General features: G+C 71.1%; 21 protein-coding genes and 1 riboswitch. Of the genes, 11 read left to right on the forward strand and 10 right to left on the reverse strand.

Annotation, left to right across the window (positions count from 1 at the left end; translation table 11 throughout):
• Positions 1 to 6 precede the first annotated feature (6 nt).
• The 4 genes from cysD (at position 7) to AB0M56_RS09755 (ending at position 3,942) form a co-directional block, all read left to right on the forward strand.
• Entirely contained in the window at positions 7 to 927 is a 921-nt protein-coding gene (cysD, locus tag AB0M56_RS09740) for a sulfate adenylyltransferase subunit CysD (RefSeq protein ID WP_364172969.1), read from the forward strand.
• A complete protein-coding gene (locus AB0M56_RS09745; protein WP_364172972.1) occupies positions 927 to 2,189 on the forward strand; it encodes a GTP-binding protein in 1,263 nt (420 codons plus the stop codon). Before cysD ends, AB0M56_RS09745 begins: the two co-directional genes overlap by 1 nt.
• A complete protein-coding gene (locus AB0M56_RS09750; RefSeq protein ID WP_364172974.1) occupies positions 2,186 to 2,914 on the forward strand; it encodes a sirohydrochlorin chelatase in 729 nt (242 codons plus the stop codon). The genes AB0M56_RS09745 and AB0M56_RS09750 overlap by 4 nt, the downstream gene beginning before the upstream one ends.
• 245 nt (positions 2,915 to 3,159) lie before the next feature.
• Positions 3,160 to 3,942, forward strand: a complete 783-nt coding sequence (locus tag AB0M56_RS09755) for an enoyl-CoA hydratase-related protein (protein WP_364172977.1) — start codon at positions 3,160 to 3,162, stop codon at positions 3,940 to 3,942.
• 44 nt (positions 3,943 to 3,986) lie between these two features.
• On the opposite strand, the gene AB0M56_RS09760 is transcribed toward AB0M56_RS09755, so the two are convergent.
• From AB0M56_RS09760 to AB0M56_RS09770, 3 genes are read right to left on the reverse strand one after another with little or no spacing between them, the layout of a single operon-like run.
• Entirely contained in the window at positions 3,987 to 4,352 is a 366-nt protein-coding gene (locus AB0M56_RS09760; protein WP_364172980.1) for a barstar family protein, read from the reverse strand.
• Positions 4,349 to 4,813, reverse strand: coding sequence for a ribonuclease domain-containing protein (locus AB0M56_RS09765; protein ID WP_364172983.1), 465 nt, complete (start codon positions 4,811 to 4,813; stop codon positions 4,349 to 4,351). The genes AB0M56_RS09760 and AB0M56_RS09765 overlap by 4 nt, the downstream gene beginning before the upstream one ends.
• 11 nt (positions 4,814 to 4,824) lie before the next feature.
• Positions 4,825 to 5,022 (reverse strand): hypothetical protein, encoded by a 198-nt coding sequence (locus AB0M56_RS09770; RefSeq protein WP_364172985.1) that lies wholly within the window; start codon positions 5,020 to 5,022, stop codon positions 4,825 to 4,827.
• 60 nt (positions 5,023 to 5,082) lie between these two features.
• Between AB0M56_RS09770 and AB0M56_RS09775 the strand changes: the two genes are divergently transcribed.
• From AB0M56_RS09775 to AB0M56_RS09785, 3 genes are all read left to right on the forward strand, one after another.
• On the forward strand, positions 5,083 to 6,048 hold the full coding sequence (locus tag AB0M56_RS09775; protein ID WP_364172988.1) for a zinc-binding dehydrogenase: 966 nt from the start codon (positions 5,083 to 5,085) through the stop codon (positions 6,046 to 6,048).
• A 160-nt stretch (positions 6,049 to 6,208) separates the two neighbouring features.
• Entirely contained in the window at positions 6,209 to 7,237 is a 1,029-nt protein-coding gene (locus AB0M56_RS09780) for an alpha/beta fold hydrolase (RefSeq protein ID WP_364172991.1), read from the forward strand.
• A 107-nt stretch (positions 7,238 to 7,344) separates the two neighbouring features.
• On the forward strand, positions 7,345 to 8,796 hold the full coding sequence (locus AB0M56_RS09785) for an amino acid permease (RefSeq protein WP_364172994.1): 1,452 nt from the start codon (positions 7,345 to 7,347) through the stop codon (positions 8,794 to 8,796).
• Positions 8,797 to 8,968: 172 nt separating this feature from the next.
• Here AB0M56_RS09785 and AB0M56_RS09790 read toward each other — a convergent pair whose 3' ends face one another.
• Positions 8,969 to 10,018, reverse strand: a complete 1,050-nt coding sequence (locus AB0M56_RS09790; protein ID WP_364172996.1) for a nitronate monooxygenase — start codon at positions 10,016 to 10,018, stop codon at positions 8,969 to 8,971.
• Positions 10,019 to 10,091: 73 nt separating this feature from the next.
• Here AB0M56_RS09790 and AB0M56_RS09795 point away from each other — a divergent pair, with 73 nt between their 5' ends.
• A complete protein-coding gene (locus tag AB0M56_RS09795) occupies positions 10,092 to 10,538 on the forward strand; it encodes a pyridoxamine 5'-phosphate oxidase family protein (RefSeq protein ID WP_364172999.1) in 447 nt (148 codons plus the stop codon).
• Between the two features lie 42 nt (positions 10,539 to 10,580).
• On the opposite strand, the gene lepA is transcribed toward AB0M56_RS09795, so the two are convergent.
• Positions 10,581 to 12,431 carry a translation elongation factor 4 gene (gene lepA, locus AB0M56_RS09800; protein ID WP_364173001.1) on the reverse strand — a complete coding sequence of 617 codons (1,851 nt, stop codon included), beginning with the start codon at positions 12,429 to 12,431 and terminating at the stop codon, positions 10,581 to 10,583.
• Positions 12,432 to 12,548: 117 nt separating this feature from the next.
• Here lepA and AB0M56_RS09805 point away from each other — a divergent pair, with 117 nt between their 5' ends.
• Positions 12,549 to 13,145, forward strand: a complete 597-nt coding sequence (locus AB0M56_RS09805; RefSeq protein WP_364173004.1) for a class I SAM-dependent methyltransferase — start codon at positions 12,549 to 12,551, stop codon at positions 13,143 to 13,145.
• Here AB0M56_RS09805 and AB0M56_RS09810 read toward each other — a convergent pair.
• Both AB0M56_RS09810 and AB0M56_RS09815 read right to left on the reverse strand, forming a co-directional pair.
• Complete coding sequence (locus AB0M56_RS09810; RefSeq protein WP_364173006.1) at positions 13,142 to 13,516, reverse strand: VOC family protein; 375 nt, start codon at positions 13,514 to 13,516, stop codon at positions 13,142 to 13,144. The two genes, AB0M56_RS09805 and AB0M56_RS09810, sit on opposite strands and share 4 nt — an antisense overlap.
• Positions 13,517 to 13,538: 22 nt before the next feature.
• The gene (locus AB0M56_RS09815; RefSeq protein ID WP_364173008.1) at positions 13,539 to 14,402 is read right to left on the reverse strand and encodes an EamA family transporter; all 864 of its coding nucleotides are present in this window, start codon (positions 14,400 to 14,402) and stop codon (positions 13,539 to 13,541) included.
• A gap of 377 nt (positions 14,403 to 14,779) precedes the next feature.
• Here AB0M56_RS09815 and rpsT point away from each other — a divergent pair, with 377 nt between their 5' ends.
• On the forward strand, positions 14,780 to 15,040 hold the full coding sequence (gene rpsT, locus AB0M56_RS09820; protein ID WP_220242854.1) for a 30S ribosomal protein S20: 261 nt from the start codon (positions 14,780 to 14,782) through the stop codon (positions 15,038 to 15,040).
• A gap of 255 nt (positions 15,041 to 15,295) precedes the next feature.
• On the opposite strand, the gene holA is transcribed toward rpsT, so the two are convergent.
• Positions 15,296 to 16,267, reverse strand: a complete 972-nt coding sequence (gene holA, locus AB0M56_RS09825) for a DNA polymerase III subunit delta (RefSeq protein WP_364173010.1) — start codon at positions 16,265 to 16,267, stop codon at positions 15,296 to 15,298.
• A gap of 164 nt (positions 16,268 to 16,431) precedes the next feature.
• A riboswitch (SAM riboswitch) is annotated at positions 16,432 to 16,565 on the forward strand.
• A gap of 13 nt (positions 16,566 to 16,578) precedes the next feature.
• Here holA and thrC point away from each other — a divergent pair.
• The gene (thrC, locus tag AB0M56_RS09830; RefSeq protein WP_364173013.1) at positions 16,579 to 17,844 is read left to right on the forward strand and encodes a threonine synthase; all 1,266 of its coding nucleotides are present in this window, start codon (positions 16,579 to 16,581) and stop codon (positions 17,842 to 17,844) included.
• A 24-nt stretch (positions 17,845 to 17,868) separates the two neighbouring features.
• On the opposite strand, the gene AB0M56_RS09835 is transcribed toward thrC, so the two are convergent.
• Together AB0M56_RS09835 and AB0M56_RS09840 are read right to left on the reverse strand one after the other, a co-directional pair.
• Complete coding sequence (locus AB0M56_RS09835; RefSeq protein WP_364173496.1) at positions 17,869 to 20,250, reverse strand: ComEC/Rec2 family competence protein; 2,382 nt, start codon at positions 20,248 to 20,250, stop codon at positions 17,869 to 17,871.
• The gene (locus AB0M56_RS09840) at positions 20,250 to 20,999 is read right to left on the reverse strand and encodes a ComEA family DNA-binding protein (RefSeq protein ID WP_364173016.1); all 750 of its coding nucleotides are present in this window, start codon (positions 20,997 to 20,999) and stop codon (positions 20,250 to 20,252) included. The genes AB0M56_RS09835 and AB0M56_RS09840 overlap by 1 nt, the downstream gene beginning before the upstream one ends.
• Between the last annotated feature and the right edge of the window lie 162 nt (positions 21,000 to 21,161).

Raw genomic sequence — 21,161 nt, forward strand, 5'->3', positions numbered from 1 at the left:
GGACCGATGACCACAGTAGAACCCGCGGTTGACGCGGCGGTCGACAACCTGGCAGCGCTCGAGTCCGAGGCCATTCACATCTTCCGCGAGGTAGCGGGTGAGTTCGACCGGCCCGTGATCCTCTTTTCCGGTGGCAAGGACTCGACGCTGCTGCTGCACCTGGCGATCAAAGCCTTCTGGCCCGCGCCCGTGCCGTTTCGCTTGCTGCACGTGGACACCGGGCACAACTTCGACGAGGTCATCGAGTTCCGCGACCGCGTCGTCGACAAGTACGGCCTGCGACTGGTGGTGGCCAAGGTGCAGGACTGGATCGACGACGGCCGCCTCGAAGAACGCGCCGACGGCCTGCGCAACCCGTTGCAGACGACTCCGTTGCTGGACACGATCGCGGAGAACAAGTTCGACGCGGTGTTCGGCGGCGGCCGTCGCGACGAGGAGCGCGCGCGGGCGAAGGAGCGGATCTTCAGCCTGCGCAACTCCTTCGGGCAGTGGGAGCCGCGCCGGCAGCGCCCGGAGCTGTGGAACCTCTACAACGGCCGCCACCGCCCCGGTGAACAGGTCCGCGTCTTCCCGCTGTCCAACTGGACCGAAGCCGACGTGTGGAACTACATCGCGCGGGAGAAGGTCGAACTTCCTTCGATCTACTACGCCCACCAGCGCGAGGTTTACCAGCGTGACGGCATGTGGCTGGCCGAAGGCCCCTGGGGCGGACCCCGTGCCGACGAACAGGTGCAGGAGCTGTCGGTGCGCTACCGCACCGTGGGCGACGGCTCGTGCACGGGTGCGATCGAGTCGACCGCGGTCACGGTGGCCGAGGTGATCGCCGAGGTGTCCGCGTCGCGGCTGACCGAGCGCGGTGCGACCCGGGCGGATGACCGGATGTCGGAAGCGGCCATGGAAGACCGCAAGCGGGAGGGCTACTTCTGATGAGTTCGCTGCTGAGGCTCGCCACGGCGGGCAGCGTCGACGACGGCAAGTCCACCCTGGTCGGGCGGCTGTTGTACGACACGAAGTCGGTGCTGGCCGACCAGCTCGACGCCGTCACCCGCGCATCGGTGGACAAGGGACTGTCCACACCGGACTTGTCGCTGCTCGTGGACGGATTGCGCTCGGAGCGCGAGCAGGGCATCACCATCGACGTCGCCTACCGCTACTTCGCCACCCCGCGGCGCTCGTTCGTGCTGGCCGACACCCCGGGGCATGTGCAGTACACGCGCAACACCGTCACCGGGGCTTCGACTGCGCAGCTGGCGGTGTTGCTGGTGGACGCGCGCAAGGGCGTCGTGGAACAGACCCGCCGCCACGCCGCGGTGCTCGCGTTGCTGGGGGTGCCGCGGCTGGTCTTGGCGGTGAACAAGATCGACCTCGTCGACTTCGACGAAGAGACCTTCTCCGTCATCGCCAAGGAATTCACCGCCCACGCCGAATCCCTCGGCTACGACCACGGCTCCGTCGTCACCATCCCCGTCTCGGCGCTGGAAGGCGACAACGTCGCCACCACCTCCGAGCGCACCCCCTGGTACGACGGGCCGACGCTGCTGGCGCACCTGGAAACCGTGCCCGTCGCGTCGGACCCGCACGAGGCGGCGTTCCGCTTCCCGGTGCAGTACGTGATCCGGCCGCGCACGCCCGAGTACCTCGACTACCGCGGCTACGCCGGGCAGATCGCCGCCGGCACCATCCGGCCGGGCGACGAGATCGTGGTGCTGCCCGCCGGGCTGCGCAGCACGGTCGAGCGCATCGACACCGCCGACGGGCCGCTGGACGAGGCGGGCGCCGGCACGTCCGTGACGCTGCTGCTGGCCGATGACCTCGACATCTCCCGCGGCGACCTCATCGCCGTGGCCGGCCGTCAGCCCCGCGTCACCGACGAGCTCACCGCGACACTGTGCTGGCTCTCGTCGAAGCAGCTCAAGCCGGGCGCGCGCGTGCTCGTGAAGCACGGCACGCGCACAGTCCAGGCGATCGTCACCGAGCTCACCGCCCGCTTCGACGAGCAGACGCTGTCCAGTGTGGACGATCCGGACTCGTTGGACCTCAACGACATCGGCCGCGTCGAGCTGCGTCTGGCCGAACCGCTGGGCGTGGACGACTACACCGACAGCCCCCGCACCGGCGCGTTCCTCGTCATCGACCCGAAGGACGGCGACACGCTCGCCGCCGGGCTGGTCGGCGAACGGCTCCCGTGACGGCTCCTCTCGTCCCCGTCGCGCACGGCAGCCGCGACCCCCGCTCGGCCGCGACCGTGCGGGGGCTCGTGGAGCGCGTGCGCGCGCAGGCGCCGGGGATCGAGGTCTACGAGTCCTTCCTGGACCTCTCGCAACCGCGGGTCACCGACGTCCTGCGGCGCCTCTACACGCAGGGGCACCGCGCCGCCGTCGTGGTGCCGCTCCTGCTCGGCAGCGCGTTCCACGCGCGTGTGGACCTGCCCGCGCTGGTGGCTGAAGTCCGGGCGGAATGCCCGGGGTTCGACGTGCGCGTGTCCGACGTCCTGGGCGTCGACCCGGTGCTGGAACGCGTCGCGCTCGACCGGCTGTCCGGAGCCGGCCTGGGCCCCGGCGACGGGGTCGTGGTGAGCGCCGTCGGTTCGTCGAACGCCGGAGCCAACGCTGCCGTCGCCGACCTGGCCGCGCGCTGGGAAGGCGAGCTGGGGCTGCCGGTCACCGAGGCGTTCGCGAGCGCGGCGCAGCCCGACGTGCCCGCCGCCGTGGCGCGGCTGCGGGCGCGGGGCGTGCGGCGGATCGCCGTCGCGTCGTGGTTCCTCGCGCCCGGCCTGCTGCCGGACCGCATCGCGGTGCACGCCCGCGAGGCCGACCGCGCCGTGTTCGTCGCCGAACCGCTGGGCACCGACCCGCGCGTGGCCTCCGCCGTGCTGCACCGCTACGCGGACGTCGTGACCCGGATACCGCTTTAGCAGCACGCTCCTGCACGGGTCAGCGCATAAAGATGAATCCGATGCGCGTTTTGGGTGGCACAAGTCAGCGCTGCGCAAGATCGTTCCCGTAACTGCGCTCGCCGCCTTCGCCCCCGGCTGTTTCCCGTCGCCGAGCCCGGTCTTCGCGACCACCACCATCGGCTGCCCCGGGGGCCGCCCACGTCCCGGCGGCCCCGAGGCACGTCACAGGCCCCTCCCCCCGGCCCGTGTGCGATTGTGGTGCCATGGTTGACGAACTGGTGCACTACGACGTGGTGGGCGGCACCGCCACGATCACCCTCGACTCCCCGCACAACCGCAACGCCCTGTCCGCGCAGCTGCGCCGCGAGCTCTCCGGGTCGCTGGACGAAGCCGTCGCCGACGACGCCGTGCGCGTGGTGCTCCTGACGCACACCGGCCCGGTCTTCTGCGCCGGCATGGACCTCAAGGAGGCCCGCGGCGCCGGGGCCGGCGACCAGGGCGTGAACGAGTTCCCGAAGATCCTCGAGCAGCTCTGGACCAGCCCGAAGCCCGTGGTCGCGCGCCTGGCCGGCCCCGCCCGCGCCGGCGGCATCGGCATGGTCGCCGCGTGCGACATCGCAGTCGCGGTAACCGAGGCGACGTTCGCGTTCTCCGAGGTCCGCATCGGCGTGATCCCGGCCGTGATCTCGCTGACGGTGCTGCCGCGGCTGAACCCCCGCGCCGCGCACGAGCTGTTCCTCACCGGCGACGTGTTCGACGCGCAGCGGGCCGTGGAGATCGGCTTGCTCAACGCCGCCGTGCCCTCCATCGAGCTCGACGAGACCGTGGAGCGGTACCTGAAGTCTTTGACGCTCGGCGGTCCGAAGGCATTGGCAGCGACCAAAACCCTGCTGAGCAAGCCACGTCCGGCCACGCCGGCGGAAGGCTTCGCCGCGATGAACGAGCTGTCCGCCGGGTTCTTCGCCAGCGAGGAAGGCCAGGAAGGCATCCTCGCCTTCGCCCAGAAGCGCAAGCCGAACTGGGTCCCCGAAGACCACACAGCCTGAGCGGGGGCGTCTCGATCCCCGCTCCCCCGGCGGGGGTCGAGACGTTACGAGTTGGCCAGAACGACCGTCAGCTGCCAGGAATCCGCTCTGCCGTCCACCGGGCCGAGCGCCCGCTGAGCGTCGGACAGCACGCTGCGGATCGCCAGGTAGTTCTTCGGTTCGGCCTGGCGCAAGGCTTCCGAGCCGCTCCAGATCAGCACGTGCTCACCCGCGGGCAGCCACGACAGGTCCGTGAGCATGTCGTACAACGCGTCGAGGTTGCGGCCGAAGTAGTCCGGAAAGGACATCGCCTTCGCGATCGCGTCGAGCGTGGAGGCCTTGTCCACCGTGCCGCCGTTGACCAGGTGGGGGTATGCGCCCCGCGCGAAGGCCTCGTCCGCGGCGGCCTTCGCCTCGTCGGCCGGCGTCACCGGCTCGGGTCCACGACGACGAACGACGCGTAGTGGTCGTCGGTGTAGAACAGTTCCTTGGCCTGCCCCGTGACCAGGCGGCGCGGGCCGCGATCGGGACTCTTCGGCGTGGTCACCGTGAACTCGTGATAGTAACCCGATTGCTTCCGCGGCAGCACTTTCTCACGATTCTCGAACACGACGTCGTCGTTGCGCGGATAGGGGTACGGCCCGCCCGCCTCGATCAGCTTCCACGTGTCGCGTGCCTGCGAAGGCAAGTCGGACAACGGTTTCACCGGCAACCCGGAGTCGCTGCCGGGCAGCTTCGCGGCGACGCCCGAAACGCCGGCCGGGGCGGAGGCGCTCGGCGTGGCGGGGGCCGACGAGGACGAGTCCCCGACGTTCTCCTTCACGAACCAGCCCGCGAGCACCAGCACGAGGAGACCGACGAGTGCGGCGGTGATCCGCCTACGGTTGACCATGGTGAGTGAGCCTAAGACGGCGGGTTGTCGTCGTCGCGGGCCGGGCCGAACCAGCGGGCGAAGCGGCCCACCAGCTTGTCGATGACCCACGCGAAGAGCAGGCACAGCGGTACGAGCACGACCATGACCAGCACGAACTGGACGGGGAACCAAGCCTGGGCGAGCCACAGCTCGACCCCGTCCCACCAGTCGGCCAGCCCGTTCAACACGAGTGTGAGCCTACGCGCGCCAGGCTGCGTCGGCGCGCCCAGGGGCGGTAGGTTGCTGCCATGTTCGCCGTATACGCGAAGGAACCCAACGCCGAGGCCCCGCTCGACTCTCTCGTCGCCGGCGAGCGGCCCGAGCCCGAGGTGCCCGAAGGCTGGGTCCGGGTGCACGTCAAGGCCGCCAGCCTCAACATGCACGACCTGTGGACGCTGCGCGGCGTCGGCATCAAGCCCGACCAGTTCCCGATGATCCTGGGCTGCGACGGCGCCGGCACGCTCGACGACGGAACCGAGGTCGTCCTCCACTCCGTCGTCAACGCGCCGGGCTGGCAAGGCGACGACACGCTCGACCCGAAACGCACCCTGCTGACCGAGAAGCACCAGGGCACGTTCGCCGAGCAGGTCGTGGTGCCCGCGCGCAACGCGGTGCCCAAGCCGGCCGGCCTCACCTTTCCCGAAGCCGCGACGATGGGCACGGCCTGGCTCACCGCGTACCGGATGCTGTTCGTGAAGTCCGGCCTGCGCCCCGGCCAGACGATGCTGGTGCAGGGCGCCTCCGGCGGCGTGTCCACCGCGCTCATCGCGCTCGGGCGCGCGGCGGGCTTCCGTGTGTGGGTGACCGGCCGCAGCGAGGAGAAGCGCGCGGTGGCCGAGAGCGTCGGCGCGCACCAGACGTTCGAGTCCGGCGCGCGGCTGCCCGAGCGCGTCGACGCGGTGTTCGAGACCGTGGGCAAGGCCACGTGGGCGCACACTCTCAAGTCGCTCAAGCCGGGCGGCATCGTGGTGGTTTCGGGGTCCACGAGCGGCCCGGACCCGTCCGCGGACCTGCAGCGCGTGTTCTTCCTGCAGCTGCGCGTCGCCGGCTCGACCATGGGCACGCGCGACGAGCTGGCCGACATGCTCAGCTACCTCGATCTCAAGGGGATCAAGCCCCGGATCGGGACCGAACTGCCGCTCGCCGAAGCCGAAGGGGGCTTCCGGGCGATGCTCGACGGCGAGACCGCGGGCAAGATCGTCTTCACCCGCTGAGTCGACAGAACTCCTCCGGCCTGGGCTTTTCCGTCACGGATCAGCCCGGGCCGGTGCTTGTACGCCGCATTCCGTTAACCGTCAACACCCCGAGTTCGCAATCGGCTTGTTACCCCCGAAGTTCGACCAGAACTCGACCTTGAACGGTTAACCTGTAGACATGACCGCATCGAAGCGGCCCGCACCCGCTGTCCGGGGCGGCCGGCCCAGCAGCGAACCGGATCCCGTCCGGGTCACCTTCCGGCGCTTCGCCGGAGTGCGGACGCGGGTGCTTGAAGTCGGCCCGCCGGTGGTGGAAGCCGAGGCGCCCAAGCGGTCGCGCAAGCGCGGCACCGAAAAGGCCCGCGCGCCCCGGCTCGTTCTTCTCCACGGCTACTGCGACAGCGCGGACACCTGGCGTCCCGTGCTGGCCGAGCTCGCCGCCGCGGGCATCGCGGCCGTCGCCGTGGACCTGCCCGGCTTCGGCGACGCCCAGCCCCTGCGCCCGGGCCCCATGCTCCCCCAGCTCGACGCGTTCGCCGCCGCCGTGGTGCGCGAGCAGGCCGTGCTCGGCCCCGTGGTGCTGGCCGGCAACTCCCTCGGCGGCACGCTCGGCCTGCGCGCGGCGCAGAACCCCCGGCTGCCGCTCGTCGGCGTCGTGTCGATCGCCGCGCCCGGCTTCGTCGACTCGTGGCTCGTCCGTACCGTCGCGCGCAACTCGTTGCCGCTACGGCTGTACTCCGCGCTCCCCTTGCCCGTGCCTGGCTTCCTGGTCCGCGCCGTCGCCGAGCAGGTCGTACCCCGCCTGCTGTATGCCGACGCGGGCACCGCCGACGCCGGCCAGGTACGCCGCTTCACCACGCTCTTCCCCGACTACCGCGCCACCACCTCCCGCCTCGAGCAGGCGCGCCAGCTCGTCACCGAGCTCGCCGATGCTTACCAGCTCGACCGCGTGCACGTCCCGCTCCTCGTCGTGGCCTGCGGCAAGGACAAGCTCGTGTCCTCGGCCGCCGGCCGCCGCCTGCACACCCTCGTGCCGCACAGCCGCCTGCTCGTCCGCGAAGACTGGGGCCACTGCCCCCAACTGGACGACCCGCCCGAGATCGCCGAGCTCCTCACCTTCTTCGCCGCCGGCGCCGTCCGGTCGGGCGACGTGAAACGCCCGGCGCGCGCCGCTTCGCAGGCCGCGGAGGACACGGCCGCGGGCTGAGTTCCCGCCCGCTTCGGAAGATCGGTGACACAGCGGACACGGCCTAGTACGGTGCGCTGCCAGAGCCCGTGACCCGGGCTCGGTTCACGACGTATGAGGAGACATCGATGTCCGCTCCGCGCAGCCTGGGATCAGGGTCCGGCATCTTCCGGCGCAAACCGATCGAGACGATCGAGAGCGGCGGTGACGGCCTGCAACGCACGCTGGGGCTACGCCAGCTGACGGCGATCGGCGTCGGCGGCATCATCGGCGCCGGGATCTTCTCGCTGGCGGGCGCGGTGGCCAACCAGACGGCCGGCCCCGCCGTGCTGATCTCGTTCCTCATCGCGGGTATCGCGAGCGCGGCGGCGGCCTTCTCGTACGCGGAGTTCGCCGGGCTGATCCCGCGCGCCGGCTCGGCCTACACCTACGGCTACGCGGTGCTGGGCGAGATCGTCGGCTGGTTCATCGGATGGGACCTGCTGCTGGAGTACACCGCGATCGTGGCGGTGGTGGCCATCGGCATCTCCGGCTACTTCAACGACCTGCTGGGCTTCCTGCACGTCTCGCTGCCGCAGTGGATGTCGGGCGCGCCTGGCACCGAGCCCGACGGCGTGGCGCACGGTTCATACGTCGTGAACCTGTTCGCCGTGGTGCTGTGCCTGCTCATCGCGTTCATCCTCAACCAGGGCATGAAAAACGCGGCGCGGTTCGAGACGCTGCTGGTGTACCTGAAGGTCGCGCTCGTGGTGCTGGTGATCGTGGTCGGCGCCTTCCACATCAAGACGGGCAACTACAGCAACTTCTTCCCCTTCGGTGTCAGCGGCGCGTTCACGGGCGCGGCCACGGTCTTCTTCGCCGTCTTCGGCTACGACGCCATGTCGACCGCGGCCGAGGAGTCGAAGGACTCCCAGAAGCACATGCCGAAGGCGATCCTGTACTCGCTTGCGATCTCGATGGTGCTGTACGTGCTGGCCTGCCTCGTGCTCACCGGAATGGTGAACTACAAGAACATCGACCCGGAGGCGGCGTTCTCGAGCGCGTTCGCGTCGGTGGGGCTGGGCTGGCTGGGCGCGGTGATCGCGGTCGGCGCCATCATCGGCATCCTCACCGTGCTGTTCACCTTCCTGCTCGGCGCCACGCGCGTCGGCTACTCCATGAGCCGCGACGGCCTGCTGCCGAAGTGGTTCGGCAAGACGCACCCGGTGCGCAAGGTGCCCACGCGCACCACGTGGATCCTCGGTGTGGCGTCGGCGATCATCGCCGGGTTCCTGCCCATCGGCGAGGCGGCGGAGTTGACGAATATCGGCATTCTGCTGGCGTTCGTGGTGGTGTGCATCGCGGTGATCGTGCTGCGGTACAAGCGGCCGGATCTGCCGCGGACATTCCGGACGCCGGGCATGCCGGTGGTGCCGATCATCGGGGTCGTGTTCTCGATCTGGCTGATCACGTTCCTGAAGCCGGAGACGTGGTTGAGGTTCGCGATCTGGTTCGTGATCGGGATGGGTGTGTATTTCGGGTACAGCCGTCGGCATTCGGTGCTGGCGCGCGCTGGCGACAGTGAGTCCACGTCGGACTGATTGCGACGTGTGTGGCACCCCGATCTTTGAGTGTGAAGGGCGCGGGGATCGAGGTGCAGGGCGGGGTCTGGGTGCGCGCCTGGTTGGGGCGGCCCGTCACCTTGGCCGGTTGGGGAAGCACTGCAATGTGGCGTTCCGAACGCCGCATTGGGGCCACAGGTGAGGGTGCGGGTCAGCCCAGGCGGTCGAGCCTCGCGGCCGCTGCCTTGGCTTCCGCGCGCAGGCGTTCCACCACCGACGCGGCGGAGCCGTCGTCGGCGAGGGGGTAGGTCTGCCCGGCCCACAGGGACATCGCCTCGGGGTCGTCGGCGCGCGCGGCGGCCGCGCGGATGGGCTTGCTGATGTGGTGCAGCTGCGGGTACGCGGCGGGCGCGTGGGCCGAGAGGTCGCTGAGCACGCGGTTCACCAGGCCTCGCGCCGGACGGCCGCTGAAGGCGCGCGTGAACGCCGTCAGCCGGCCTGCCTCCGCCAACGCCCGGCGTTGCGCGGACGGCGTGCCGGCCTCCGTGGTCTGCAGGAACGCCGTGCCCAGCTGTGCCGCCGACGCGCCGGCCGCCAGCACGGCCGCCACGTCGGCGCCGTGCACCAGCCCGCCCGTGGCGACCAGCGGCAGGCTCGTGCGCGCGGAGATCAGCCGCAGCAGGGCGAGCAGGCCGTACTGCTCGCCACCGGCCGGGTTCGCCGCGTTGTCGGTGAACAAGCCGCGGTGCCCGCCCGCTTCGAAGCCCTGCACCACGAGCGCGTCGGCACCCCGAGCCGCCGCGAGGTCGGCTTCCTCGGGATTGGTGACGGTGACCGCCACCCTGCCGCCCGCCTGGTGGACCCGGTGCACCTCGGCCGACGTCGGCGCGCCGAACGTGAACGACACCAGCGGCACGCGGTGGCGCACGACCGCGTCGAGCTTCGCGGGGTACTCGTCGTCGTCCCAGATCGGCTCGCCCGGCTCGACGCCGTAGCGCAGGGCCTCGGTGAGCATCCGCTCGCGGTGATCGGTGACGTCCACGGCCGAGCGGCTGCCCGGCACGAACAGGTTCACGCCGAACTTCCCGCCGGTGAGGTCAGCGGTGTGGGCGATCTTCGCCTCCAGCGTCTCCGCCGACAGGTACCCCGCGGCGAGGAAGCCGAAGCCACCCGCGGCCGTGACCGCCGCGATGAGCTGAGGTGTCGTGGGGCCGCCCGCCATCGGCGCCACGATCACGGGGAACTCGAGATCATCGAACATGCGCCGAGCCTAGTGGCGCACCCCGGCGGGTGAGACGGGAAGACGCACACCCGCCACGGCGTTGATGTGCGGCATGACCGCCGATCTGGAGCACGTCCGCGCGCTGTCCTTGCAGGAGAACGGCCTCGCGACCATCTCGACCACCCGCGCCGACGGGACGGTGCACTCGTCCGTCGTCAACGCCGGGGTCTTCGACGACCCCGTGACCGGCAAACCCGGCATCGCCCTCGTGGCGATGGGCGGGGCCCACAAGCTCAAGCTGCTGCGCGCCACCGGCCACGCGACGCTCACGTTCCGCCGCGGCTGGGACTGGGTGTCGGTGACCGGGAAAACCCACCTCATCGGCCCCGACGACCCCGACGCGGCGTTCGACCCGGCCGGCCTGCCGACGCTGCTGCGCGACGTCTTCAAGGCCGCCACCGGAACCCACGACGACTGGGCCGAGTACGACCGCGTGATGGCCGAGGAGCGCCGCGTCGCGGTGTTCGTGGCGGCCGAGAAGATCATCGGCAACCGCTGAAACCCGACGGCGAGCCCGCTGCGGAGCGGGCTCGCCGGTCGGCTACTTCTTGGCTTTGCCGCTGTCCTCAGTGGACAGAGCCGCGACGAAGGCCTCCTGCGGGACCTCGACCCGGCCCACGGTCTTCATGCGCTTCTTGCCTTCCTTCTGCTTCTCGAGCAGCTTGCGCTTGCGCGAGATGTCACCGCCGTAGCACTTCGCGAGCACGTCCTTGCGAATCGCGCGGATCGTCTCGCGCGCGATGATGCGCGAACCGATGGCCGCCTGGATCGGCACCTCGAACTGCTGGCGCGGGATGAGCTCGCGAAGCCGCGTGGCCATCCGGTTGCCGTAGCCGTAGGCGGCGTCCTTGTGCACGATCGCCGAGAACGCGTCCACGGTCTCGCCCTGCAGCAGGATGTCGACCTTGACGAGCTCGGCGACCTGGTTGCCCGCCTCTTCGTAGTCGAGCGAGGCGTACCCGCGCGTGCGCGACTTCAGCGTGTCGAAGAAGTCGAAGATGATCTCCGCGAGCGGGATGTTGTAGCGCAGCTCCACGCGGTCTTCGGACAGGTAGTCCATGCCGAGCAGCACACCGCGCTTGCTCTGGCACAGCTCCATGATCGTGCCGACGAACTCGCTCGGCGCGAGGATGCTCACCTTCGACACCGGCTCGTGGACCTCGGAGATCTTGAGCCCGGTGGGCCAGTCCGACGGGTTGGTGACGACGATCTCGCTGCGGTCTTCGAGCACCACGCGGTAGACCACGTTGGGCGCGGTGGAGATCAGGTCGAGGCCGAACTCGCGCTCGAGGCGGTCGCGCGTGATCTCCAGGTGCAGTAGGCCGAGGAACCCGCAGCGGAAGCCGAAGCCCAGCGCGACCGAGGTCTCCGGCTCGTAGGCGAGCGCCGCGTCGTTGAGCTGCAGCTTCTCCAGCGCCTCGCGCAGCTCCGGGTAGTCGGAGCCGTCGACCGGGTAGAGGCCCGAGTAGACCATCGGCTTCGGCTCGCGGTAGCCGGCGAGCGGTTCGGTGGCGCCGTGGCGTTCGGAGGTCACGGTGTCGCCGACCTTCGACTGGCGGACGTCCTTCACACCGGTGATCAGGTAGCCCACCTCGCCGACGCCGAGGCCCTTGCTGGGCTTGGGCTCCGGCGAGATGATGCCGACCTCCAGCAGCTCGTGGGTCGCGCCGGTGGACATCATGCGGATCTTCTCGCGCGGGGTGATCTTGCCGTCGACCACGCGGATGTAGGTGACCACGCCGCGGTAGGTGTCGTAGACCGAGTCGAAGATCATCGCGCGCGCCGGGGCGTCCGCGTCGCCGACCGGCGCCGGGACCTGGCGCACGACCTCGTCGAGCAGCGCGCCGACGCCGACGCCCGTCTTCGCCGAGACGCGCAGCACGTCGGTGGGCTCGCAGCCGATGATGTGCGCGAGCTCGGCCGCGTACTTGTCCGGGTCGGCCGAGGGGAGGTCGATCTTGTTGAGCACCGGGATGATCTGGAGGTTGTTCTCCAGCGCCAGGTACAGGTTGGCCAGCGTCTGCGCCTCGATGCCCTGCGCGGCGTCGACCAGCAGGACCGCACCTTCGCACGCCTCCAGGGCGCGCGAGACCTCGTAGGTGAAGTCCACGTGGCCGGGCGTGTCGATCATGTGCAGCACGTGGTCCTGGCCCTCGACCTGCCAGGGCAGGCGGACGTTCTGGGCCTTGATCGTGATGCCGCGCTCACGCTCGATGTCCATCCGGTCGAGGTACTGCGCGCGCATCGCCCGTTCCTCGACGACGCCGGTGAGCTGCAGCATGCGGTCCGCCAGCGTCGACTTGCCGTGGTCGATGTGGGCGATGATGCAGAAGTTGCGGATCAGTTCCGGCGGCGTGAAGGTGGTGTCGGCGAACGTCTTGGGCGCTGTCACTCGTGTGGTCCTCGGGAAAGGTCGGGGGTGGCCGCTTCCTATCGTCCCATGGACCTCCGGGTGCGGTTGGGGGTCATCCCCGATGCGAGCGCGCCGGGCTGGTGGTGACCTCGAAGGATGAGCACTCCACACCCTCCCCCGGGGACCTTCGACACCGCGCTCGACCGGGCGTTCGGCCACCCCAGCGGCCTGCTGGGCCGCGTCGGCGGCCGGCTGATGTCGCGCGGCAACGCCGCCACCGAGCAGCGGCTCGTGGACCTGGCGCGACTGGAACCCGATGAAACCGTGCTGGTCGTGGGCCCCGGCCCGGGCGTCGGGCTCGACGCCGCGAGCCGCCTGGCGGGCGAGGTCGTCGGCGTCGAGCCCTCCGCCGAGATGCGCGCCCTGTGCCGCGAACGCTGCGGCGACCGCGTGAAGCTGCGCGACGGCACCGCCGCTACGACCGGCTGTGCCGACGCTTCCGTGGACGTCGTGCTGAGTGTCAACAACGTCCAGCTCTGGGACGACCGCGCGGCGGGCTTCGCCGAGCTGTTCCGCGTGCTGCGCCCCGGCGGCCGGCTGCTGCTGTCCGCGCACGAGAAGTGGCTGCCGGTTCCCCGGCACGACCTGGGCGCCGAGGTCACCGCAGCGGGCTTCACCGACCTCCAGACGTGGACCTGGGAGCCCCCGGGCTTCGCGGCCCTGGCGGCGCAGCTGCGGGCCCGCAAGCCCTAGCGCGAGTCCGTCCGCAGCGGGTGGTCGGGCGGCACCTGCACCAGGACGATGCGCAGGCCGTCCGGGTCGGTGATCCAGGCCTCGTCCAGCCCCCACGGCTCGCGGCGCGCCCCGCGGACCGGCGTGACGCCGCGCGCGGCCAGCTCCTCGAGCGTCGCCGGCAGGTCGCGGACCTGCAGCCAGAGGTCGACGGCCGCCGAGGGCGTGGCGTCGTTGCTGCCCACGACCTCGATCGAACCGCCGCCCGCGAAGAAGACCGTGCCACCGGGGAACTCGCGCTGGATCGCCAGCCCGAGCGTGTCCCGGTAGAACGCGGTCGAGGCCTCCAGGTCGCGCGGGTGGATCAGCACCCGGCTGCTCAGTACGTCCATACGTCCTGCCTACCCGAGTGGCTCAGGCCACCGCAATCGCGACGATCCCGGCCAGCACCACCAGCGAGCCCACCAACCGGCGCGCCGCGTTCCGCTCACCGAGCACGAACCACGCCGCGAGCCCGCCCAGCACGATCGACAGCTCCCGCGCCGGCGCGACCAGGCTGACCGGCGCCATCCGCAGCGCGTACAGCACCAGCAGGTACGCCGCGGGCGAGGCGATCCCGACGATCAGCGTCTCTTTGCGGTGCTCGCGCCACAGCTTCGCCACCTCGGCGCGGGCGCGCAGGGCCGCGGGCGCCAGCAGCACGCTCTGCACCAGCGCGCCGCCGCCGAAGTACACGAGGGGCGGCACCGCGAGCGTCGTCACGGAGTGGGCGTCCCAGAGCGTGTAGGCCGCGATGGTCGCGCCGGTGAGCACGCCGTAGAACACACCGGCGCGGCGCGCTTTGACGTCGGCCTCGCTACCGCCGAGGCTGATCACCAGCACGCCCGCCACCACCAGGAACGCCCCGATCAGGCCCAGCACGCCGGGGTGCTCGTGCAGCACGAGTACCGCCGCCAGCACCGACAGCAGCGGCCCGGTGCCGCGCGCGAGCGGGTAGACGATCGACAGGTCGCCGACGGCGTACCCGCGCTGCAGCACCGTGCCGTACGCCACGTGCAGCACGGCCGTCACCCCGGCAGCGAGCAGCCACGTCCACTGTGGACGTTCGTGTTCGACCAGGAGTGCCGTGATGACCACGGGAAGCAGCACCACGGCGGAGACGGTGTAGTACAGCCACACGAACCGCGGCCCGCCGAAGGTGACGCGCTTCGCGGCGAGGTTCCACCCCGCGTGCACGACGGCGGCGATGAGGACGAACGACAGAGCTGTGGTGTTCACCGGACCCCTTCGGATCTTCCGCGCACGCGGAAGGCCGGGTCCTCCAGGCTTTTGTCCCGTCAGATGAACGGCGGGCGCCGGGCCGCACCGATGGTGCCGCTCGGACCTGTCCCGCCGGCCCTGGTTGTCTTGCGTCTTGTCTTGCTTTGGTGCGGCGGGCCGGCAGCGGAACCCTAGGCACTACGGTCCTCACCGTAACCGAACCGATCACTCCGGGCCGCTCGAGGGGCCCGCGAGCAGGCCTGTTAGGCTTTCTCGTCGTTGCCGTGCGGCATTCCGTCAGGGAGGAAACCCGGCCGCGTCTGTCTTCACGCCAGGCGCCCGGAGCCACTTCGACGCGGCAGCGACCTTCACCGAGACGAAAGCAGGACGCCTTCATGGCCAACATCAAGTCCCAGATCAAGCGCATCACCACCAACGAGAAGGCCCGTCAGCGCAACCTGGCGATCCGCTCCTCGGTGAAGACCGCGATCCGCAAGTTCCGTGAGGCCGCCGACTCCGGCGACAAGACCAAGGCCCTCGAACTCCAGCGCGACGCCGCCCGCAAGCTCGACAAGGCTGTCACCAAGGGCGTCATCCACGCCAACCAGGCCGCCAACAAGAAGTCGGCTCTCGCGAAGCGCGCGAACCAGCTCTGAGCTGATCGCAGCACCCTGCCAGTCCTGAAAGGGCCCGGTGACCGACTGGTCGCCGGGCTTTTTCGTGCGCTCTCCCGCTCTCCCGCTCCCCGTGAGCAGCGTGCCTTTGCGTTGAGAAAACCCGGCCACGGTCGATCGGCCGGCGGTGGCTGTTGCGAAGTCTGCACACCCGACCAGCGGTCCCGCCCGGCCATCTCGCGGCTGCTGTGCCTCAGGCCCTGTGCCGGTGGCCCGAGCCCTGCCCGCCGAGCAGCGTCAGCGTTCACCCTTGGCGGCGACGACCTCGACGACCGCGCGTTCCAGGGCGTAGTCGGCGTCGGCCGCCACGCCCTTGACCTCGGCGTTCAGGCGGGCGACCACGCGCATCGCGGTGGCGAGGCCGTCCTGGCCCCAGCCGCGTGACTGGCCCTGCGCCTTGCGGATCTTCCACGGCGGCATGCCCAGCTCGCCGGCCATCTGGTTCGGGTTGCCGCGGCCCGCGGCGGACACGCGGGCGATCGTGCGCACCGCGTCCGCGAGGGCGTCGGCGACCAGGACGTGCGGCACGCCCAGCTGCATGGCCCAGCGCAGCGACTCCAGGGCCGCCGCGCGGTCGCCGCCCACGGCCTTCTCCGCCACGGCGAAGCCGGTCACGTCGGCGCGGCCGGTGTGGTAGCGGCGCACGGCCTGCTCGTCGACCACGCCACCGGTGTCGGCGACGAGCTGCGTCGCCGCGGAGGACAGCTCGCGCAGGTCGGAGCCGACGGTGTCCATCAGCGCCATCACCCCCGCCGCATCGATCTTGCCGCCGACGCGGCGCACCTCGTTGCGCACGAACGACTCCCGATCGGCGGGCTTCGTCAGCTTCGGGCACTCGGTGATCTCCGCGCCCGCCTTTTTCAGCGCCGCGGGCAGCGCCTTGGCCGCCTTGCTGCGGCCGCCGCCGTTGTGCACGACCACGAGCACGATCCCGTCGGCGGGCGCCTTGAGGTAGGCCATCACCGCGTCCGCCAGCTCCTGCGAGATGTCCTGCGCCGAGTCGAGCACGATGACCCGTCCCTCGCTGAACAGCGAGGGACTCACCAGCTCGGCGAGCACGGGCGGTGTGAGTTCGGACACCCGGTTGCGCGTCATCTCGGCCGTCGAGTCCACGGCCCGCGCGGCATCCAGCGACGAGCGGACAGCCCGCTCGATGAGCAGTTCTTCCTCACCGAGGACGAGGTGGAGCGGCGCGGGTGCGGTGGTCACCCCGCCATCCTCTCACCCGCTCGGCCACGCGCCCGCCGCGGTGATCTGCGCCGCCACCGTGGCACGAGGTGATCGCCATGTCGTACGGTGTACCCGAGGCAGCGCCCAGCTCCACCAGATTCACACTCCACCAGATTCACAGCGGCGCGCCGACAACTGAACACCGCTCATCCAGAGGGGCAGAGGGAACGGCCCGACGAAGCCCCGGCAACCGGCGTACAGCCTGTCTTCCCGAATTTGCGGGATAGCTGACGACCACGGTGCCAATTCCGGCCCGCTTTTGCGGGGCAGATGAGGAAAGGAACCTCGCGATGACCGTTACCCTCGGCACGACCTCCACCAAGAAGACCCTGGACCTCGGTCCGGCAGTCGAACTGGTTTCGAAGGAAGAGGGCCACCGGCAGCCGCTCGCCCCGGAGTTCGTCTCCGCCGAGGACTTCTCGCCACTCGAGGTCGCCTACGACTTCGGCCGCGTGCGCCGCGAAGACATCGAGGCCGGCCCCAAGAACATCTGGCGCTACAAGAAGCTCCTTCCCGTCCCCTCGACCGTCGAGGAGATCCCGAACACCGAACCCGGCGCCACGCGCCTGGTGAAGGCCGACCGCCTCGCCAAGGCGCTGGGCCTGAAGTCCCTGTGGGTCAAGGACGACACCGGCAACCCCACGCACTCCTTCAAGGACCGTGTGGTCGCCGTCGCGCTGGCCGCGGCCCGCGAGTTCGGCTTCGAGGTCCTCGCGTGTCCCTCGACCGGCAACCTGGCCAACGCGACGGCCGCCGCCGCGGCCCGCGCCGGCTGGCGGTCGGTCGTGCTGATCCCGAAGTCGCTCGAACGCGCCAAGATCCTCACCACCGCCGTCTACGACGGTGACCTGATCGCCGTCGACGGCAACTACGACGACGTCAACCGCCTCGCCACCGAACTGGCCGGCGAGCACCCGACGTGGGCGTTCGTCAACGTCAACGTGCGCCCCTACTACTCCGAAGGCTCCAAGACGCTCGGCTACGAGGTCGCCGAGCAGCTCGGCTGGCGCCTGCCGGAGCAGATCGTGGTACCGATCGCGTCGGGTTCGCAGCTGACCAAGGTGGACAAGGGTTTCCGCGAGCTCGGCCAGCTCGGCCTCGTGGAAGCCAGCCCCTACAAGGTCTTCGGCGCGCAGGCCACCGGCTGCTCCCCCGTCTCGGCCGCGTTCCGCGCCGGCCACGACGTGGTCCAGCCCGTGAAGCCCGACACCATCGCCCGCTCGCTCGCGATCGGCAACCCCGCCGACGGCCCCTACGTGCTCGACGTCGTCAACCGCACCGGCGGCGCGATCGAGGACGTGAGCGACGAGGAGGTCGTCGAGGGCATCCGGCTGCTCGCGCGCACCGAGGGCATCTTCACCGAGACCGCGGGCGGCGTCACCGTCGCGACCGCCAAGAAGCTCATCGAGGCCGGCAAGATCGACCCCGACGCCGAGACCGTGCTGCTCATCACCGGCGACGGCCTCAAGACGCTCGACGCCGTCGAAGGCCGCATCGGCCCCAAGGCCACCGTGCCGCCGTCGGCCGAAGCCGTGAGCAAGGCCCTCGGCCTCTGACCGCCGGGCCCGCGGGCCGCTCCCCTACCGGGGCGGTCCGCGCGGCTCACCCCGGCGCGCCACCGCAGGTCCGCCGTCACCGGGCAGCACGGCCGTGTCGCCGTCCACATCGGTCCGCGTCACGAGCACACCCAACGTGCCCAGCACGTCCACTGTGGACTTCGCCGGGTGCCCGTAGCTGTTGCCCGCGCCCACGCTGATCATCGCCGCCCGCGCGCCCACGGCCTCGAGGAACTGAGGCAACGAGTAGCGCGAGCCGTGGTGGGGAACCTTCAGCACGTCGGCGTGCAGATCCACCCCCTCGGCCAGCAAGTCGGCCTGCGCGGCCAGTTCCACGTCTCCGGTCAGCAGCACCCTCCCCGCCGCCGTGGTCGCGCGGAGCACCACGGAACTGTTGTTGATCATCGTGCCGTCCTGCAGGGCGGCCGCCCGTGCCGTGACGTAGCGCGGCCCGAGCACGTCCAGCGACAGCCCCGGCCAGTCGAGCCGCTGCCCATCGCTGAGCTCCAGCAGCGGAACGTGGTGCGTCGCCGCCTCCTGCGACACCTGCTGCCACGCCCACGCCGGCGCCCGCCCGGGCCCGACGGCGATCGCCCCCACGGCCCGGCCGTCGAACACCGACGACAGCCCGCCGATGTGGTCGGCGTGCAGGTGGCTGAGCACCAGTAGCGGGATCCGCTCCACGCCGAGCCGCCGCAGGCACTCGTCCACCGGCCCCGGCTCGGGCCCGGTGTCCACGACCACCGCGCGCCCGGGCTCTGCCGTGGCCAGCACCACGGCGTCGCCCTGGCCGACGTCGCACTCGACCATCGCCCAGCCCTTCGGCGGCCAGCCGGGCGAGAGCACCCGCGGCGGCACCACGATCAGCAGCACCGCCACCAGCCCCATCGCCACCAGCAGCCGCGCGCGCCGGAACCGGAACGCGACCACCACCATGACCAGCACCCCGGCCGCGCACACCCCACCCCACCAGCCACCCGGCCACGTGAGCACCGCACCCGGCGCACGGGCCCCGTGCCGCGCGACCGTGATCAGCCAGCGAGCCTCCGGATCGGCCAGGTGCACCAGCACGTGCCCGGCCCCGGGCCACCACGGCCCGACCACCGTGGCCAGCACCCCGAGCACCGTGACCGGCGCGACGACGGGCGCCGCCAGCACGTTGGTCACCACCGAGACGAGACTCACCGTGCCCGCCATGCCCGCGATCACCGGCGCGGTGACCACGAACGCCGCCAGCGGCACCGCGATCCCCTCGGCGTACCCCGGCGGAATCCCCCGGCGTATCAACGAATCCGCCCATCGCGGCGCCAGCAGCACCAGGCCCGCTGTCGCGAACACCGACAACGCGAACCCGAAGTCCGCCGCCATCACCGGATCCCACGCGACGAGCACGCACACCGAGAACCCCAGCGCCGGCAACGCGGATCCACGACGGCCCAACGCCAGCGCCAGCAGCGCCACCCCGCCCATCACCCCGGCCCGCAACACACTCGGCGCCGGACCGACGAGAATCAGGAAGCCGCCCAGACACAATCCGGCCGCGACAGCCGACACCCGGGGCCCGATGCGGAGCAACCGGCACAACAGCAACACCGCGCCACAGATGATCGCCACGTTCCCGCCGCTCACAGCCATCAAGTGCGTGAGCCCCGACTCCGTGAACTCCTGCTCGACCTGCTCGGGCAACGCACTCGTGTCGCCCAACACCAGTCCGGGCAGCAACCCCGCCGGCTCCTCCGGCAACACCGCGCACAACTCGTGCAGCCCCGCCCGCAACGCCGCGGCCGCCCGCTGCCACCACGGCGCCCGCGTGACCCCGACCGGAGCGCCCTGCAGGTAGACGACCGCCGCCGTCAGTTCACCCCCGCGTGCCGGCGCCAGGCGCCCCGACGCCGTGACCTCCTGGCCCGGCAACAGATCGCCCCACCCCGCCACCGGCGCGAGCAGCAGGACCCGGCCGGTGGACCCCACCGCCCGGCCGTCCACAGTGGCCGATTCCACCCGGGCGTCGATGGCGACCGATCGCGTACCCGCCTGCTGATCGGCGTAGCCCGCGCTGTGGATCGGCCGCGGCCGCTCGGTGACCTCGACGCGGAGCGTGGCGGTCACCCCGTGCGCTGCGGCTTGGCCGAGCGCGTCCTGCTCCGCTCCCCGGATGCGCCACGCCGTCGGCAGCGCCACGACGAGCCCCAGGACCAGCAGCGCGCCGGCGGCTCCGAGCCACCGCCCACGCCGCCTCGCGAGCAACACGGCCGACAAAACCGCTGCCATCACGCCGAAAACCTCGGCCGCCCACCACCCGAGCCGCAGTCCCGCCAGGGTGCCGCCCCACGCCGCCAGCGCTGCTGGGACGAGCCGCAGATCGTGATCGCGCCACGACGGCGCGCCTTCCGGCTGGACGAGCATCATCCGACCGTCACCTGCTCGCGCAACTTCTCGAACTTGCTTTCGCCGATGCCTTCGACGTCGCGAAGTTGTTCGACGCTGGAGAAGCGGCCGTGCTGCGTGCGCCAGTCGATGATGCGGCCGGCGGTGACCTCGCCGACGCCGGGCAGGGTGTCGAGTTGTTCGGGGGTGGCCGAGTTGAGGTCGAGCTTGCCCGGAGCCGCGCCGGCACCGGCCGGGGCCGAGGACGCGACCGTGATGCCGACGGCGAGCTGCTCGCCATCGGTGAGTTTGCGCGCGAGGTTCAGGCTAGAGAGATCGGTGCCGGGGTCCGTGCCACCGGCGGCCCGCACCGCGTCGGCCACACGCGAGCCGGCTGGAACCGTGACGAGGCCGGGCGCGCGGACGTGGCCGATCACGCTGATCACCAGCTTCGCGGACGCCGAGGGCGCCGAGGACGCGACGGAAGGGTGCGCCTTCGCGCTCGGCAGCGACGGCGCCACCTCCATCTCGGGCGAGCCGCTGAACACCGCGAAGCCCGCGGCGATCAGCACAGCCACGACCACCAGCCCCAGTACGACGAGGGCCCGGGGACTTTTCAGTACGCCGGGCAGACCCGGGTGGGCCGGGTCGGCGCCGCCGGGCAGCCAGCGCCGGACCAGCCGGCCGCCAGGCCCGACGGTGCGTGGGCCCGCCGCCAGCTGGTCGGCCAGCCAGGCGAGCCTGGCGTTCACGGGAGTGCCCGGATCACGGGCGGTCTGCTCGAACACACGTGCGACGCTAGGCGTTGATCGACTCCGACCACCAGGCCGAATCCGCCGACCTGTGGATAACTGCCCCCTTGTGGACAACTCGGCCTCCGCGATCGTTGAACGCCGGTTCCGGTCGGCCGGCGGTGCGATGCTGACGCCCATCGCCGCCCTCGACGGCGC

Origin of the sequence: Amycolatopsis sp. NPDC051372 (genome assembly GCF_040682095.1) — a bacterium.
In the GTDB taxonomy this organism is placed as follows: domain Bacteria; phylum Actinomycetota; class Actinomycetes; order Mycobacteriales; family Pseudonocardiaceae; genus Amycolatopsis.